The following is a 15,496-nucleotide window of genomic DNA, read 5'->3' on the forward strand; positions in this document are numbered from 1 at the left end:
CGACTGCCTGACCGGGCCCGACGTAGGGACGGCGTTGTCAACGATGGTGAGCTCCAGATGACGAGAGGCTCATCGTGTGAGCAGGAAGCCGGAACGAATGTCGTACGGGGTGGAAGGCCCGCCGTCCACCGGGTCGCTGCAACTCGGCGGTGATGGTCTCGTGCTGGATCGCAGTGGCGTTGGCGGCGAAGTACCTGTCCTCGACCGGATCGTCCCAGCTGCGACGGAAGCCGGTGTCGACGAGAGGGAACCCCAGCGACTGCACGACAAGAGGCAGCCGAAGCTCGTCGTGACAGAGCTCAGGTGGATCGATCCGTGCGTACGCGTCCAGAAACGCCCGTGAAAAGGCCGGCCCGCAGCCGATACATCCGAGTGGCTCGTCCTGGTAGCCCCATGTCAGCCGAGCGTATGACAGCAGTGACTCCCATTCTCGAAGTCCTTCGGGCGTCCGCAGCCACTCCCAGGACCCGAGCAACCGCGGCAGCGGCGTCAGGCAGGTGAGCGCGACCGCGTCAGGTGGCACGTCGGCGTACACCCGATCCAGACTGTCGAGGAGCAGCAGGTCCCACTCGACGAGGTGCGCGACGTCGAAGTCCAGATGCCGCCCCACCTCGCGGTACCACGCCGCCAGGGCGAGGTCGCCGTGTTTCCAGTTCCATCGGCCTGGGCGAGGAGAGACGTACAGGCTGTCAAGCCCGAGGAGAGGTATGGCTCCGTACCGAAGGAGAGCTTGACGACCTCCAGGTCCTCCGCCATACAGGCCGTGCACCTGGAGCCCAGGGTTGAGGGAACGTAGCAGGGCCACACCCGAGCGGCAGATGAGCGGATTCCGGTCGAATCGGAAGACGACGATGCGGTTGACCAAGGTCATGCCACTTCCGGGCGTACGTCGTCGACTCGGCTGCCCCAGACTGCCCGCACCGAGGACAACGTCATGTCCAAGGTCTCGGTGACCAGGCGCCGGTTCAGTACGAGGACCAGGACGAGATATGCGGCCGCTGCCAGCGTGCCGCCGCACAAGCCCGCGACGAGATCCGACCCCAGAGCCCGGGTCGTGAACCAACCTGCCGCGCCCGCGGCGATGCCCGCGCTCACCGGGGCGGCGAGCTGACCAGTCAGCCGGACCTGTGTCCGGGCAGCCGTGGCTCGCCCCAGGACCACCGCCTCGACAAGGTTCGACGCCAGCCAGCCCATCCCCACGGCGACGACGCCGATCCACGGCAACGCCACGAGGACGACCAGGAACTGCACGAGTGTCTGGAGGAGGGATGCGCGGAGAACGGCCGCCGCGTCGCCGACCGCATACAGGTAGCCCTGGGTGGCGACCGACACCGACCCGCCTACGCAGAGCCCCAGGCAGGCGGCTGGGAGGACGGTGGCGGCGTCGCGCCATGGCACACCGAACAGGCCGGGGACCAGACCCGGTGCCGAGGCGGCCAACCCGGTGAGAACGAGCCCGCTGGCGACGGTGGTCACACCGACAGCGCGCTCGATGAGCGGCCCGGGATCAGCTTTCTGCGCGAGCAGTTGCGACATGGTCGGGAACGAGACACGGAAGGTGGCGCCGAGGAGGAGATACGGCACCTCGAGCAGCCTTCTCGCTATCGTCACCAAACCCAGGGTCGATACGGTCGTCAGCGCCACGATGGCGGTGTTGAGTCCCTGATCGCGCACGAGCTGGACAGCGGTCACCGCCTGGAAGCGGATCCCGAAGGCCATGAGGCCCCGTACCCGCTGCCATGCGAACCGAGGCGACGGGACTCCGACCGGACTCGCCCACGCCATGGCGGCCACGCCGACAGCGGCGCGTACCGGCGCGGCACTGGCCATTCCCCACACTCCGGCGCCGGCCAGGACCCAGACGATCGCCCACAGGTTGAACACGATCACCTGGGTCACCTCGACGATCGCCAGTCGGCGATAGGCCAGGGCGCGCTCGAGGACGATCCTGCCGGGGATCTGCAACGCCAGGAACGGCGTGGAGGCAACGACGACCGCGGTCACCCACCCAGTCCGTCCGAACAACGGCGCCACGCCGGCAACTCCGGCTGCGAGCACGATCGCAACGGAGACCTGCAGTCCGCTCAGGGCACGAAGGTCCGCACGGTCCGGTTGCTCCGGGCGCCGGATGAGTCCCGCGCCCAGCCCGCCGTCGGCGAACAGGTTCACGAACGTCACGAACGCCAGCCCGACGGCCACCGCGCCGAAATCTGTCGGCATCAGCAAACGGGCCAGCACCACCTGACCGATGAAGCCGACAAGCATGATCCCGAGTCCGCGGGAGCCAACCACGAACAGCCCGGCCAGCGCGCGCTGCCTCAACCCGTCCCGGGCGAGCCCATCCTCCGCGTCCTGGCCCTGTGACGTGCCCGGATGCTGCGCCGTGGTCACGGTCGCACCCCGAAGGCACGCAGTCGGTCGGCCAGCCGTGTGCGGATCCCGAACGTGCCGAGTCGTCGGCGCGCGTCCGCCTTCACCCGGGCTTGCATGTCCGCGCGACGCAGGTCGACCGACGCCAGACGCCCCGGTCGCAGGCGCAGCGGAACGTGCCCAGGGTCGAGCCGGAGGGCGACGTCCGGTGCGAGCAGCAGCCGCGACAGAAGCGTGGAATAGACCGTCAGCCTGGTGGCCTGCAGCCAGGGCTTGGCCATCGTGTGATGCAGGAAATACGGCTGGGTGCGATCGGGATACGTACACGTCAGTGCCTGGATGTCAGTCAGCCGAAGCCCTGCGAACGGTGGATGCGGCGCCAGGCGATGCTCGCGAACGTCCAGTTCGTCGTCGTCCAGGGTGGCGCTCAGGACCGCGTTCACGACGTCCTGATCGGCGAAGTAGAAGGGGTCGGACAGGCGCGCCTTCCTGCCGTAGCGCGTACCCCGCATGCCCACCGTCACCTGTCCGTCGATCCAGCGGTCCAGCACCCGGGCATTGAGCGTTCGGGGAATCACGAACTGTCCGGCGTTGAGGTAGGCGCGTCGCCGCATCGACCTGAGCCCGAGCACCTCCGCCCACTCTGAGAAGAACCTGTCGTGGTTAGGGGGGTCGTTCACGAACCCGACGAGGCGACCGGCCGCGGCGGCATCAATGAGGCCGGTCAGCGGCCGGACGGCGATGACGTCCGCGTCCAGTACGACCTGCACATCGGCGGGACGTAGCCGTGGCCCGTACGGCGCGAGGTGCACCGGCGGGACGTCAACCGGCGCAGGGAGCAGTTCGACGTGTCCGGAAAGGAGATCCCGCTGAGCATCGGCGAGGCCCGCATCGACCAACCGGAACGGCGCGCGGTGGCCGAGCAGTCGCAGCGAGTTCAACAGTGCGACGGCTCCCGGAAAGTGCCGCGCGTCGGCGACACAGTAGAACGCGCAGGAAGGCGCGACGGGTCGCGATCTCGACCCGCTGGTATCGGCCGTCGCAGCGGGTCCGGCGGCGCCCTCGAGTCGTCGAGACGGAAACGTCACGCTGTGGCTGTTTCCCGATAAACGCCGGGCCTATTCCGGGTGACCGACGTGATGGCGAGTCCACGTAAGTGTCAGGCAGCCGACGCGGGTCGGTCGGCGTGCGGAAGGTGAGGGAAATCTCCCTTACCGCAATGGGCTTTTCCGCCCGTGCTGGCCGGTCGGTTTGCATGATCTCCCAGCGCGGTAGGACGAAACGCGGATGTGGTCAAGGGGGGACAGTGCGATATCTCGTCACGGGGGTGGCGGGCTTCCTCGGAAGTCACGTAGCAGAGGCGTTGCTGCCACATGCGACCGCTGTCACAGGAGTGGACTGCCTCACGGACTATTACCCGACTGCCATGAAGGAGAGAAATCTTCGGCGGCTGCTCGACAGCGAGAAGTTCACGTTCGTCGAGGCCGACCTGCGCCATGCCGACCTGTCGAGTCTGGTCGCGACCACCGATGTGGTGCTGCACCAGGCGGGCCAACCCGGAGTGCGGACGTCCTGGGGGGAGGACTTCGCCGCGTACGTGGAGCACAACATCGTCGCGACACACCGGCTGCTCGAATGGTCACGGCAAGCGCACATCAAGAGGTTCGTGTACGCGTCGAGTTCGTCTGTGTACGGCAACGCTGACTCCTATCCCACCACCGAAGCGAGCCTGCCACGCCCGTTCAGCCCTTATGGCACGACAAAACTTGCTGCGGAGCATCTCTGCGGTGCGTATGCCGAGAACTGGGGGCTCCCGACGGTGGCCCTGAGGTACTTCACCGTCTACGGTCCTCGGCAGCGTCCCGACATGGCGATACACCGGTTCATCCAGGCCGCGGCCGAGGGGCGCGACATCCACCTGTACGGCACAGGGGAGCAGGCGCGCGACTTCACCTACGTCGACGACGTGGTGCGTGCGAACCTCCTGGCTTCGTGGAAGCCGATTCGACCGGGCACGGTCCTGAACATAGCGGGCGGATCACACGTGTCGGTGAACATGCTCCTCGACAAGCTCGGTGACATCGTGGGGCGCCCGCTTACCGTAAGGCGAGGTGACACCTGTGCGGGGGACGTCGACAACACTCGCGCGGACTGCAGCAAGGCGGCTCTGTTGCTCGACTGGCGCCCGCTGATCGACATGACGACCGGACTCACCAGACAGGTCGAGTGGCAGTTGGCGGCATATGGTACGGCCAAGGGGAGAGCCCGCCACGGATGGCAGGTGTCTGTGGCGCGGTCGGTGGCCGGGCCTCCGATGAGGACCGCCACGACATGACACGGGCACCAATCGTCCTCCATGTCGCCGCGGTCGAATACACGGCGACGAAACTACTTGTGCCCCAACTGTGTGACCTGCGTGCCCGCGGTTTCGACGCGAGGCTGGCGTGCGCGCCCGACGGGCCGGAGTTCGATCGCAGTTTGGCGCCATTCCAGCCGATCTCCCTCTCGTTCCCACGTTCCCCACGTCCGGCGTCGATGGCAGCTGCCTGCGCCCGGCTGGTACGAATCCTGCGCGACCTGCAACCCGATCTCCTGCATCTGCACGCACCGGCGGCGGCACTACCTACCCGGATGATGCCGCGGTGGCTCATACCGAGGCGCACGCGGGTTCTGTACACGGTGCATGGTTTCGCCCACGTCTGGGACGGGCGTGGATGGCGCGATCGCGCCCTCGAACGGGTGGAGCGGATGCTCGCACCTCATACCGACATGCTGCTCTTCCAGTCGACGGAGGACCTCGACCAGACCCGCTCCCACGGGTATCGAACTCAGCTGCGTTACCTCGGAAACGGAGTAGAGGACCAGTGGTTCGCCATCCCGTCTCGACAGGCACCATCGCGGCCCTTCCGGTTGCTGTTCGTCGGGAGACTGATCAAGGAAAAGGGCCTCCTCGACCTGTTCGACGCGCTCGTCGCGGTACCGGATGTTCACCTCACGGTCGCCGGCGCCGAGCTTCCGACGGATCGCGACGGCGTCGAGGAAGTGCTCCGGGAACGCGCTTCTGGCACCGCACTCTCCGGACGGGTGACCTTCGTGGGCATGGTCGACAAGGCGCAGATGCAAAGTTTGGTGGCCGGCAGCGACGCGCTGGTCCTGCCCAGTTACCGGGAAGGCGTCCCCCGCTCGCTCATCGAGGGTTTCGCCGCCGGTCGTCCAGCCGTGGCGACAGCTGTTCGCGGGTGCCGCGAGCTGGTCGAGGACGGAGTCACCGGGTTCCTGGTGCCGCCTGGTCGCCCGGATCGGCTGGTGCAGGCGCTACGTGCGATGAGCGACCTGCCTGATCGTCGGTACCGCGAGATGTCTGCGGCTGCCCGAGCACTTGCCGAGGCCAGGTATCGGGAGTCGCTCGTGTTCGGCCGGCTGGTCGACGCCTACGCCGAGTTGCTCGGACGACGGAGTGACTCAGCCGCGCTGCGCACCGGGGTAGTAGTCGACGATGTCGCGAGGCGTGAGCTCGAGTTCGGAACGCCGGCCCAGGAAATACACCCCGGATGCGCAGTCGTTGGCGTACCTGCGCGGCACCATCCGGTCCAGGAAGCGCAGCCAGAAGAACACCGCCCGCACGATGCGGCCGGCATACTGCGATCGAGCGAGGCCCCGGGCGAGGTGGTCGACGCTCCAGAGCAACTGGGTCCCCGGTCCGGCGACCGGTCCGGCATCGATCTGGTCGAACCACCGGAACAGGTACCTGTGGCCGCTGGCGGTGAAACGGGTGAAGTCGTACGCGCCGGCATGCACGTGCTGGAGGAAGGGCGTCTCGGCATAGACGAGGCCGCCGTCGCCCAGCACGCGGTGAATCTCGGCCACGACCTGACCGGGATCGAGGACGTGCTCGAGGACCGCCTGGATGACGACGGCGTCGATGCACCCGTCGGCGAGGGGCAAGGCGTGCCCGTCAGCTATGGCGACCGTGAGATCGCTCGCGTAGAGGTCCATTCCGATGACCTCGACATCCGCCCCGGATCGGTAGAGGGCATCCACCCCGTTACCAAGGGTGCCCCCGCCGATGACTAGGACCCGGCCGCAGGGTTTCGGCATGAGCCCGATCAGCCTTGCGATGTTCTTCTCGGCGACGTGGTTGACGGGCTTCAAGACGCGTCGTAGGGGCGACGGGATCATGTCGACGCGTGACCGGTGCAGTTCGCGATGGGCGCGGCCGGAGGTGCGCACCCAGGCTGAAACCTCGTCGAGGGACAGCACGCTGCGCTCGAAATCGACCAGGACCGGCCAGTCGCTGACGACCGGGAAACTGCCCACTGCGGAGTACGGACAACCGACGGCCGTACACCGGAACGCCGCACCATCGGCGGCAACAGCGGATCGACATCGCGGGCAGACCAACAGCGGTCGCACGCGGCTCAGCGTCGCCAGCGCCATGTGTGCTCCTTCCTACCGGTCAACACGTCCTACTCCTGACTGGCTCATACCCTTTGCAGCGGTCTGTTCCCCACGGATGCGCGCCCTGGCCACCGCGTTTTCTCGCCGGCCTGATCGACGGCCCCGCGTGATGGTCATGTTGGTGCTGTTGGCCGCTGCCATGCCCTTCCGATTCCCGGTCTGGTACCCGACCTCGTTTCCGGTCATCAAGTCGGTGTCCATTCTCGACATGATGCTCGTGGTCGGTCTGACCGTGCTCTTGCTGGACCTGAAGCGCCGTCGACTCAACCTGGGCTATCGAGCCCTTGCCCTCCTCCTCGCCGTTCCGGTGCTGGTCTCCGCGCTCTCCCTGATGTGGAGCGACGATCGGATCGCGACGTTGCGTACCACCGTGAACTTCCTGGAGGCTTTCGTTGCTTACCTCTTCGTGACGCGTGAGCTGGCGGGCGTTGCCGTCGAGCGGGTCGTGGCATTCCTCCGCCGATACGTCTGGCTCGTGACCCTGCCGGCCGTGTTCCTCCTGCTGCACGTGCCGGGATTCGCGCCGTACGAGCCCGGGCTCTCACATCGGTCCGGCGACTATCTCTCCTACTACACCCGGCTCTCCCATCCGCTACTCGGCCGGTCGAACAACCTCGCCGCCGTTCTTGCCATCCTCGTCCCCGTTCTGTTGCACGTCGGGCACAGCCGGCGAGATCGGCTCACAACGCTCACCGGCCTGGTCGCGGCAGCAGCGGTGATCTGCACCTTCTCCCGCGGAGTCATGGTGGCGTTCGTGATCGCGGGCGTCGGTTGCGTTCTCTTGTTCCGCCGCCCGTTCGGCGGTTCTTGGAAACCGTTGATCGGCAAGGTGGTAGTAGGCGCGCTGAGCCTGGTCGCCGCCCCCATCGCGCTCTACGTGTTGAACCCGACCACGCACGAGTACTTCGCCGGTCGGCTGTCAGCGGCGAACATCCTGTCGAGAGCAGAGTTGTACCGTGCCGCATTCGAGAAGATCGAGGCCCAGCCACTTCTGGGCTACGGCGCGGGTGCCGTGCCCAAGGGCGACGCGGTGCTGATTGTCGACGTGCACAACACGTACGTTCAGCAGATCCTGTACTACGGCGTGCCGCTCGGGGCGCTTGTCGGGATGGTTGTTCTCAGCCTGCCGCTCTTCTTCCTCCTGCGCCGCGGTCTGCATCCGCTTGCGGGGGCCGTCGGTTTCGGCGTTCTGGTCGACGTCATCAGCTTCGCGTTCGAGTCCAGCCTCGAGGGCACCGTACTGCGAGTGATCTTCTACCTTCATCTCGGGATGCTCGCCGGACTCCTGCGGTCGCCTGTTCCCGAGCAACGTCGGGAAGCGCCGCAGGGCGCCGCGGAGGTGATGTCGTAGATGCGGCATGCAGTGACGCCCTATGGCCGCAGTGGAGGAAGTTCGCGGGTGCGTGTCCTTTCCTGGCTGGATCGACTCGTCGAACCGGTCGAAGTGCACAGCTACGTCGGACACCACAACGCGGCTCCACGCCACCTTCTGCGCCATCCGGGCCGTGTGCTCTCTGCCGAGCACGCTCTGCGACGGCTGGCGTCGCTGCGGCCAGATCGCCTTCTGCTGCATCGCGAGGCGTCACCACTGAGCCGAGGTGGTTTGGAGGCCGCACTCCTGACGAGGGCGGCCGTCGGTGTCTACGACTTCGACGACGCGCTCCATTGTGACTTTGGGGGGAGTGCTCCTTGGCGCAGGCTGGCTCCCAAGGCCCCCAAGGCTCTCGCGGCCGCTCGATGTGCGGATCGCGTCATCGCTGGTAACGACATTCTCGCCGAGTGGGCGGTCCGGCACGCCACGGACGTCGTGGTGATACCAAGCTGCGTCGCCGTCGAGGACTACGCCACCAAGCAGTCCTACGGGCTGTCCGATCCGCCTCGTCTGGGGTGGATCGGCTCAGCGGACAACGAGCCTGTGCTGATGACGATCGCTCCGGCGCTCTGGGAAGTTCACCGCCGCTCTGGCGCGAGGCTCACTCTCATCGGGACGAGTCGGTCGACGCTGGGCTCGCTCGAGCAGATCGTCGACCGCGTGCCCTGGACCGAGCACACTCAACATTCCGTACTGGCAGAGATCGACATCGGGCTCATGCCCCTACACGACGACCCGTACAGCCGGGGCAAGTGTGGTTACAAGCTGCTCCAGTACGCGGCCGCGGGCGTCCCAGCTGTGGGCAGCCCGGTTGGTGCCAACGGGGCCGTTCTGGGCTCGCTCGGCTTCGTCGCTGCGAGATCGTTGCAGGATTGGACCGACGCTCTCCGCTCCCTCGTCGAGGGTCCGGACAGTGATCGGGCGACGGTGGGATGGCATGCGCTCGACCAGGTGGCGAAGAGGTATTCGTACGACGCCTGGCTCGGTCGGTGGCAGCAGGCGACCGGATTCGGAGGAGATCGCGCACCCGCCCGGGCGGGGGGTGACCGGTGAGCGAACGCCGTGTCGACGTCGTCGTCGTGAACTGGAACAGCGGCGACTGCCTTCGCGCGTGCATCGACTCACTCGCCGGGCCGACCGGACGGGGTCAGGTCGGAGACGTGGTCGTCGTCGACAATGCTTCGACCGACGGCTCGGCAGAGGGTCTTCCGAACTGGGTCAAGCTGGTGGCGAACCCGGGGAACATCGGCTTCGCCGCTGCCTGTAATCAAGGAGCCGACCACTGCGCGTCTGACTACCTGCTCTTCCTCAACCCGGACACCGTGGTCAGCGACGACACGATCCAGAGGGCAGCCGCGTTCCTCGACAGCCGTGAAAACCTCGTGTACGGCATCTGTGGCGCGCTCGCGGTGAACCGTGACGGCAGTCCCGGACTCTGCGCCTCCCGATTCCCGACGCTCACGAACGTGATGGCCGGTGTCCTCAGGCTCGACAGGGTCGTGCGCCGGTGGGCGCGCCATCTGCCGCCGGAGGCCCTTCGCCGCGGCGGCCCTGTGGACCAGGTCATCGGCGCCTTCTTCGTCATCCGACGGGCCCTGTTCGGCCGACTGGGCGGATTCGACGAACGCTACTTCCTCTACTACGAGGAGGTGGACCTGAGCAAGAGGGCAAAGCTGCTGGGCTTCGGCTCGTACCTGATCGTCGACGCCACCTTCGAGCACATCGGGAACGTCAGTGCGAAGCGTTCCGGCGATCTGGCGCTGTATCACTCGCTGCGCAGTCGATCGCTGTACGCCTTTCAGCACTGGCCGGCCTGGCAGGCGTACCTGCTGATCTTCTTCACGCTTGCTGTGGACTTACCGGCGAGGCTGCTTCGAGCTGTGGTGGCGAAGGAGCTCGGGGATCTTCCGCGGCTGGTCCGCGCGAGCAACTCATACCTGCGCTTCGTTCTCGGCCTCGACCGATCAGCCGGCACGTCATGACGACGGGAGGACGCAAGCGTGTCGTCATCGTCTGCCAGCTCGATGGCTTCGGCAACAGTGTGAAACCGGTCGAGATCCACCGGTACCTCACGTCCCGTGGCCACGAGGTGTGCCTGGTCGACACGTATCGACTCAGCCGCTCCTCTGCCCGGCCGGCCACACTCGCGGCGAGGTTGCCACGTCCTCGGCCGTACCATGTCGCGCTCTATGCGGTTGAGGTGGTCGGCAAGCTCACCAGACCGGTGGGAATTGCACGCCGCCGGCTGTCGTACCACCTGTTGCGGGCTGACTTCTGGTTGCGTCGCCGCATCCTCCGGTCGGGGCTGGCGTTGAACGACGTCGACCTGGTGATCTGTGAGACGCCCTACGACAGTGGCCTTCTCCTTGATGTCGCGAGTGCCGAGACGATGTACGACTGCCCTACGCCCTGGGCGGATGAGCTCCTCTACGAGGGTCGACTGACTCGCCGTCAGCACGCTCGTTTGCGCCAACTCGAGATCGACGTGCTCGAGAGTGTGGACCATCTCAGCTTTCATTGGGAGTCCTATGCGGACTATGCGAGGGAACACTACCGAATCCCTGGGAGCAATCTTGTCACGCTCAACTGGGGCTGTTCGCCCGCAGCGATCCGCGCACGACCCGCCAGTCCGGCCCGGGTCGTCTACTTCGGCTCCCTCAGCTCGAGGTTCGTCAACCTACCCTTGCTGTCGAGGTTGTCCCGAAGCTACCCGTACATCGACGTCTATGGAGGCCCGCCGCCGGACCCTGCTCTCGGGATCCGCTACCGGGGATACGCGTCTCCGGATGTGCTCCGGGACTACCAGTTCGGGCTCATCACCTGCGTCGACGACCCGCTGCGTCGCGACGGGTTCTCCGCGAAGCATCTGGACTATCTGGCTGCCGGCCTTCCTGTCCTGGTGCCGGCTTGGCGACGAAGCGCCGAGGCACTCGCCGGCTCGCTGCCCTATGACGAGAAGTCCTTTGCCGACATCGTGACACGGCACGTGGATCCTGTTGCGTGGCAGCGAGTCAGTGACGAGGCCTATGCACAGGCGGAGCGACTCAGGTGGGAGCACACGCTTCGACCACTGGATGCGCTACTCGATACCACTGCGGCTGCCGTGGGACCCTGAACCGTGCTCAGACCCTTTTGAAAGTGATCAAGATGAATCTTCGCCATGTCCTGAAGCAGTCCGATGCGATGGTCGGACTGGTGCATGACTCGAGAAAGATGTTGAGGATCCCGGCCCTGGTCCGGCGGAGGAGGATCATCGACAACTATCTGGCCACCCACGGAATCAGGAGGCTCCAGATCGGCGCGGGCCGAACGTCCCTCGACGGCTGGTTGAGCACAGACATCTCTCCGGGCCCATACGGCAGCGTCTTTCTCGATGCGAGCAAAGCCTTTCCGTTTGACGACGCGGTGTTCGACACTGTCTACAGTGAGCACATGATCGAACACATCTCCTGGGATGATGGTTTGTTCATGCTGAGTGAGATCCGACGTGTCCTCAAGCCTGGCGGAGTGGTTCGGATCGCCACGCCGGACCTTGCGGTTCTCCTGAGCCTCTACGGCCGCGATCAAAGTGCCCTGGGTGAGAAATACGTCCGGTGGATCACTGACGAGTTTCTTCCACAAGTCGACGTGTACGACGCTTCGTTCGTGATCAACAACGCGTTCCGCAACTGGGGTCATCAGTTCCTCTACGATGGGAATTTGATGGAAATGGCGATGTCGAGGGCAGGATTCGCGGACATCAGGCGATGCTCTCCAGGTGAATCGAGCCATGCGGATCTGCGGGCGGTCGAGTCGCATGGCAAGCACGTTGCGGACGAGGAGATGGCAGCGTTCGAGACCATGGTCTACGAGGGGGCACGCCCACGTTGAGGACTGCGTCGTCGTCCGCCTGGCGTGATGGTCTGCAGACGCGTCTGAAGTCGGCGGACGTACGCCCGGCGGCCTGCTGATCCGACTGTCCACGTCGCAGGCGTATGGGGCTTCTCCGGACAGGTATCCCAGGAGATCGGACAGTACGTCGCGGCTGGTCTTGGCAGGCGCTTCGGCCACGGCGATCCTCGTGCCGGGGAGTTCTCGCTGCCTGGCGTCAGCACACTGATCGGAGAACGATGATGAGCAGTCCGTCCGACCACACCACACCGGCACTGGCACCGGCACCGGTAGCCGAACTCCATCTGCCGCTGAGTCGTGGTCGTGCGATGCTCCGGTTCACCGTGCACTACCTGGAAATGGTGGTGGCAATGGTTGTCGGCATGGTCGCTCTGGGTCCGGTGGAGTCACTGTTGGCCAGGGCCGTCGGCCAGCCGTACGCGCTGGACGGCACGACGGTGAGCATGCTGATGATGGCCGTGAACATGACGGTGCCGATGGCAGCGTGGATGCGGGTGCGCAGGCACCGGTGGCGGTTGACCGCGGAGATGTGCGCCGGTATGGACGTCCCGTTCCTGCTCGTACTTGTGCCGTACTGGGCCGGTGTGATCAGCGAGACGGCGCTGATGATGGTCGGGCACACGGTGATGTTCGTGGGGATGGCGGCGGCGATGGTACTTCGCCGGCAGGAGTACGTCGGCCACGGACACTGACGCGCTACCGTGCCTCGACGCGGACATCCTCGTGACGCGGGTCATTCTGAAGCAGGCCAGCTCCTAGGGAAGAGGACGCCAATGACCAAAGTGATCTGTAACCAGTCGATCTCGGCCGACGGCTACGCGGCCGGGCCCAACCAGACCGAGCAGCGCCCGTTCGGTGACGACGGCGGCGACGGCTGGGGCGACAAGCTGCACTCCTGGATGTTCGAAGCTTCCGAGGAGAACCGGACCGAGATCGATCAGATCGCGGCGCCCGGGGCATGCATCATGGGCCGCAACATGTTCGGTCCGGTGCGTGGGGAGTGGGATCGGGACTGGAAGGGCTGGTGGGGCGACAACCCGCCGTTCCACGCTCCCGTCTTCGTGCTCACCCACTATCCGCGCGCGCCGCAACCGATGGACGGCGGCACGACGTACTACTTCGTCACCGACGGAATCGAGTCCGCACTCAAGCAGGCGCGCGAGGCTGCAGGGAACGGCGATGTGATGATTCAGGGCGGTGCGAACACTATCGACCAGTACCTCGCCGCGGGCCTGATCGACGAGCTACGGCTGCACATCGTGCCCATCACGCTCGGCGCCGGCGCGCGGCTGTTCGACGGAGTCCCGCCGCTCGACCTGGAGCAGGTGGAGTCACGGTCAGCCACCTCGGTCACCCACGTGACCTATCGCGTGCTGCGCTGAGCCGGAAGGCGCCGTTTCGCGCGCGTTCGTCCACACCACAGCAAGTGTCGAGGCCGATGCCGATCGCCTTTGTCACGGCTTCCGTCCCGCAGCACGAGAACTGCCCACCGTGGGCAGTTCTCGTGGCCGCGTGGCAACGTCTCATCGAAGCGTCGGAGACGTTGGAGGTTGTCTCGTACGACCTCGCCGAGCATGCCTTGTCCGCCAGACGTGCGCTGACGCGGCGACGACTGCAGCTGCGAGTCCGGAGCCCAGACCGATGAGCATGGCAATCCCACTCGTGTGGACCCGCATGGCAAGCTCCCGCCGGCCAGGACTGAACAGGTCAGCGAATCCGATGGCGCTGTCGGGAGGCTGGTGGCCCAGTGATGCTCCCGCACCCCAGACCACGCCGTGGGGACGATTGCGTCACTCGACCCCACGAGCAGATTCCTGACCGAGCCCACCGTTGGGGCGCCGGAGCCCGTGGAATTGCACTCGATCAGCGCGGGATCTCCACGTTGGAGTAAAACGGCGCTGCGAAAGGGAGTTCGTCGCCGAGCCAGCATTGAAGGGCTTCGAACGTGGCGGTGTACAGGCCAGCCTCGTAGGCGGACGGGGTGACCCACCAGCTCACGTCGACGTCGTGGCGCAGCATTTCCACCGTCAGTTGTCGACGCACGCCCAGGGGATACAGGTACACGCATCCGATGTATCCGTGGTGGGGATTGGTGAGCACGTAGGTGTAGGACTTGTCATCACGAAACTCGGCTTCGTGCCAGACCAGGTCCACGTAGTTGCCTTCGAGGGTGACAGGCCGGGTGGGCCAGGACCCGCCGCGTGTGCGCCGGATCAACTCCAGACTGGTGTTGATCCCGGCCACGTCGGCTTCGAGGTCGTCGCGGGTGATGGCGTGAGCGTGGACTCGTTCATGATCGAGGGTCCGTGGCACTACGACTCCGGGGGCGATAGCGAGCTTCTTGGTCAGTCCGGCGATGTCCATGTCGTCTCCGGTTCCGTTGGTCCTCGCAGGCGCGGTGGATGCTTGGCGCGCTGGCTGGGTCGTCAGATGGTGCCGCGTCTGATCGCTGCGTCGATGAGGTCGAGCATGCCCTTGGCCCCGCGGCGGAGGCTTCCTCGTCGGCCGGCCCTGGCCAGCTGAGGAACTCCTAGGATTGCTCGGACATGATGCCTTCTTCCGACTCGGTTCGGACGGGTTCGGGAGGGCCTCGACGCTGCTGTCCGTCGCGGACTGGGGCGCGGCACGCCGCGCCCCAGTCCACCGGCCGGCACCCGCAAGCTACGCGTCGGGGTTGCGGAGGGTGAGTACGACGACTCCGGAGTCGAGGGTCCGGTTGGCCGTCAGCTTGAGCTTCTTGTTGAGCCCCTGGTCGATGATGAGGTCACTCTGGTCGCCGACTCCGGCCAAGTGGGGATGAACCCACAGATGCAGCTCGGTGAGAAGGTTCGCACGCAGGAGCGTCTTGGCCAGCGGCCCGTAGCCGTGCATCAGTATCGAGGCGCCACCCTGAGCACGCAGTTTGTGCACCTGCTCGATGAGATCGCCGGCGAGAACCGTCGTGTTCTGCCAGGTGGGCTCGGTGAGGGTCGTGGAGACGACGTACTTGGGGATGGCGTTGATCGTCTCGGCGTACTCCCCGTCTCTTCCGGGCCAGGCGCCGGCGTAGACCTCATAGGTCTTGCGGCCCATCAGCATCGCGTCGGCGGCGCGGAGCTGTTCCAGCGCCAGAGCGTTCGATTCATCGTCCACGTAATCGAAGTGCCACCTGTCCATGTGGTTCACGACTCCGTCGAGGCTGACGAACGTCGAGCTGATGATGTTCCGCATGGAGTTCCTCTCGTTGCGCTGTGTGGCCGGCAGCGACGCGCCTGCTCGTCGCCGGAGACTTCGGGGAGATGCTCCTCGATCCGACACCTTGGCCGAGCGAATTGGCGGGACGAAGTCCGGAAACCTGGGCATTCCGTCTGGACTCGCGGGTGGTTGGACACGGACACCACGTCGAGCCTCGGGGGTGGTCTGTCC

14 protein-coding genes and 1 pseudogene are annotated in these 15,496 nt (G+C 65.9%); 9 read left to right on the plus strand and 6 right to left on the minus strand.

What is annotated here, in order from left to right; all coding sequences use genetic code 11:
* Positions 1-37 precede the first annotated feature (37 nt).
* From BLU27_RS18495 to BLU27_RS18505, 3 genes are read right to left on the minus strand one after another with little or no spacing between them, the layout of a single operon-like run.
* Entirely contained in the window at positions 38-871 is an 834-nt protein-coding gene (locus tag BLU27_RS18495) for a hypothetical protein (protein WP_157728648.1), read from the minus strand.
* Positions 868-2,391 carry an oligosaccharide flippase family protein gene (locus BLU27_RS18500; protein ID WP_092654924.1) on the minus strand — a complete coding sequence of 508 codons (1,524 nt, stop codon included), beginning with the start codon at positions 2,389-2,391 and terminating at the stop codon, positions 868-870. The genes BLU27_RS18495 and BLU27_RS18500 overlap by 4 nt, the downstream gene beginning before the upstream one ends.
* On the minus strand, positions 2,388-3,311 hold the full coding sequence (locus BLU27_RS18505) for a glycosyltransferase family protein (RefSeq protein ID WP_092654925.1): 924 nt from the start codon (positions 3,309-3,311) through the stop codon (positions 2,388-2,390). The genes BLU27_RS18500 and BLU27_RS18505 overlap by 4 nt, the downstream gene beginning before the upstream one ends.
* 314 nt (positions 3,312-3,625) lie before the next feature.
* On the opposite strand from BLU27_RS18505, the gene BLU27_RS18510 reads away from it, so the two are divergent.
* Both BLU27_RS18510 and BLU27_RS31330 read left to right on the plus strand, forming a co-directional pair.
* Entirely contained in the window at positions 3,626-4,705 is a 1,080-nt protein-coding gene (locus BLU27_RS18510; RefSeq protein ID WP_241828028.1) for an NAD-dependent epimerase/dehydratase family protein, read from the plus strand.
* Positions 4,702-5,733, plus strand: a pseudogene (locus tag BLU27_RS31330) (glycosyltransferase); the annotation flags it as partial. The gene BLU27_RS18510 and the pseudogene BLU27_RS31330, both read left to right, overlap by 4 nt.
* A 99-nt stretch (positions 5,734-5,832) precedes the next feature.
* Here the strand turns inward: BLU27_RS31330 and BLU27_RS31335 are convergent.
* Positions 5,833-6,549, minus strand: coding sequence for a class I SAM-dependent methyltransferase (locus tag BLU27_RS31335; protein WP_422386109.1), 717 nt, complete (start codon positions 6,547-6,549; stop codon positions 5,833-5,835).
* Here BLU27_RS31335 and BLU27_RS18525 point away from each other — a divergent pair.
* The 7 genes from BLU27_RS18525 to BLU27_RS18555 all read left to right on the plus strand — a co-directional run bounded on the left by BLU27_RS18525 (position 6,467) and on the right by BLU27_RS18555 (position 13,473).
* Positions 6,467-8,179: an O-antigen ligase family protein gene (locus BLU27_RS18525; protein WP_157728650.1), complete on the plus strand. Its 1,713-nt coding sequence runs from the start codon at positions 6,467-6,469 to the stop codon at positions 8,177-8,179. The genes BLU27_RS31335 and BLU27_RS18525 overlap by 83 nt on opposite strands.
* Before the next feature lie 252 nt (positions 8,180-8,431).
* Positions 8,432-9,253, plus strand: coding sequence for a glycosyltransferase (locus BLU27_RS18530; protein WP_157728652.1), 822 nt, complete (start codon positions 8,432-8,434; stop codon positions 9,251-9,253).
* Entirely contained in the window at positions 9,250-10,182 is a 933-nt protein-coding gene (locus BLU27_RS18535) for a glycosyltransferase family 2 protein (RefSeq protein WP_092654930.1), read from the plus strand. The genes BLU27_RS18530 and BLU27_RS18535 overlap by 4 nt, the downstream gene beginning before the upstream one ends.
* Positions 10,179-11,315, plus strand: a complete 1,137-nt coding sequence (locus BLU27_RS18540) for a glycosyltransferase family protein (protein WP_092654931.1) — start codon at positions 10,179-10,181, stop codon at positions 11,313-11,315. Before BLU27_RS18535 ends, BLU27_RS18540 begins: the two co-directional genes overlap by 4 nt.
* 32 nt (positions 11,316-11,347) lie before the next feature.
* Positions 11,348-12,070 (plus strand): class I SAM-dependent methyltransferase, encoded by a 723-nt coding sequence (locus BLU27_RS18545; RefSeq protein ID WP_241828031.1) that lies wholly within the window; start codon positions 11,348-11,350, stop codon positions 12,068-12,070.
* Between the two features lie 242 nt (positions 12,071-12,312).
* On the plus strand, positions 12,313-12,783 hold the full coding sequence (locus tag BLU27_RS18550) for a hypothetical protein (RefSeq protein ID WP_241827507.1): 471 nt from the start codon (positions 12,313-12,315) through the stop codon (positions 12,781-12,783).
* Positions 12,784-12,864: 81 nt separating this feature from the next.
* Positions 12,865-13,473: a dihydrofolate reductase family protein gene (locus tag BLU27_RS18555; protein WP_092654933.1), complete on the plus strand. Its 609-nt coding sequence runs from the start codon at positions 12,865-12,867 to the stop codon at positions 13,471-13,473.
* A gap of 481 nt (positions 13,474-13,954) precedes the next feature.
* Here BLU27_RS18555 and BLU27_RS18560 read toward each other — a convergent pair whose 3' ends face one another.
* Positions 13,955-14,455 (minus strand): GNAT family N-acetyltransferase, encoded by a 501-nt coding sequence (locus BLU27_RS18560; protein WP_092654934.1) that lies wholly within the window; start codon positions 14,453-14,455, stop codon positions 13,955-13,957.
* A 297-nt stretch (positions 14,456-14,752) separates the two neighbouring features.
* A complete protein-coding gene (locus BLU27_RS18565) occupies positions 14,753-15,301 on the minus strand; it encodes a dihydrofolate reductase family protein (RefSeq protein WP_157728654.1) in 549 nt (182 codons plus the stop codon).
* Positions 15,302-15,496 lie beyond the last annotated feature (195 nt).

Source organism: Actinopolymorpha singaporensis, assembly GCF_900104745.1.
GTDB lineage: Bacteria > Actinomycetota > Actinomycetes > Propionibacteriales > Actinopolymorphaceae > Actinopolymorpha > Actinopolymorpha singaporensis.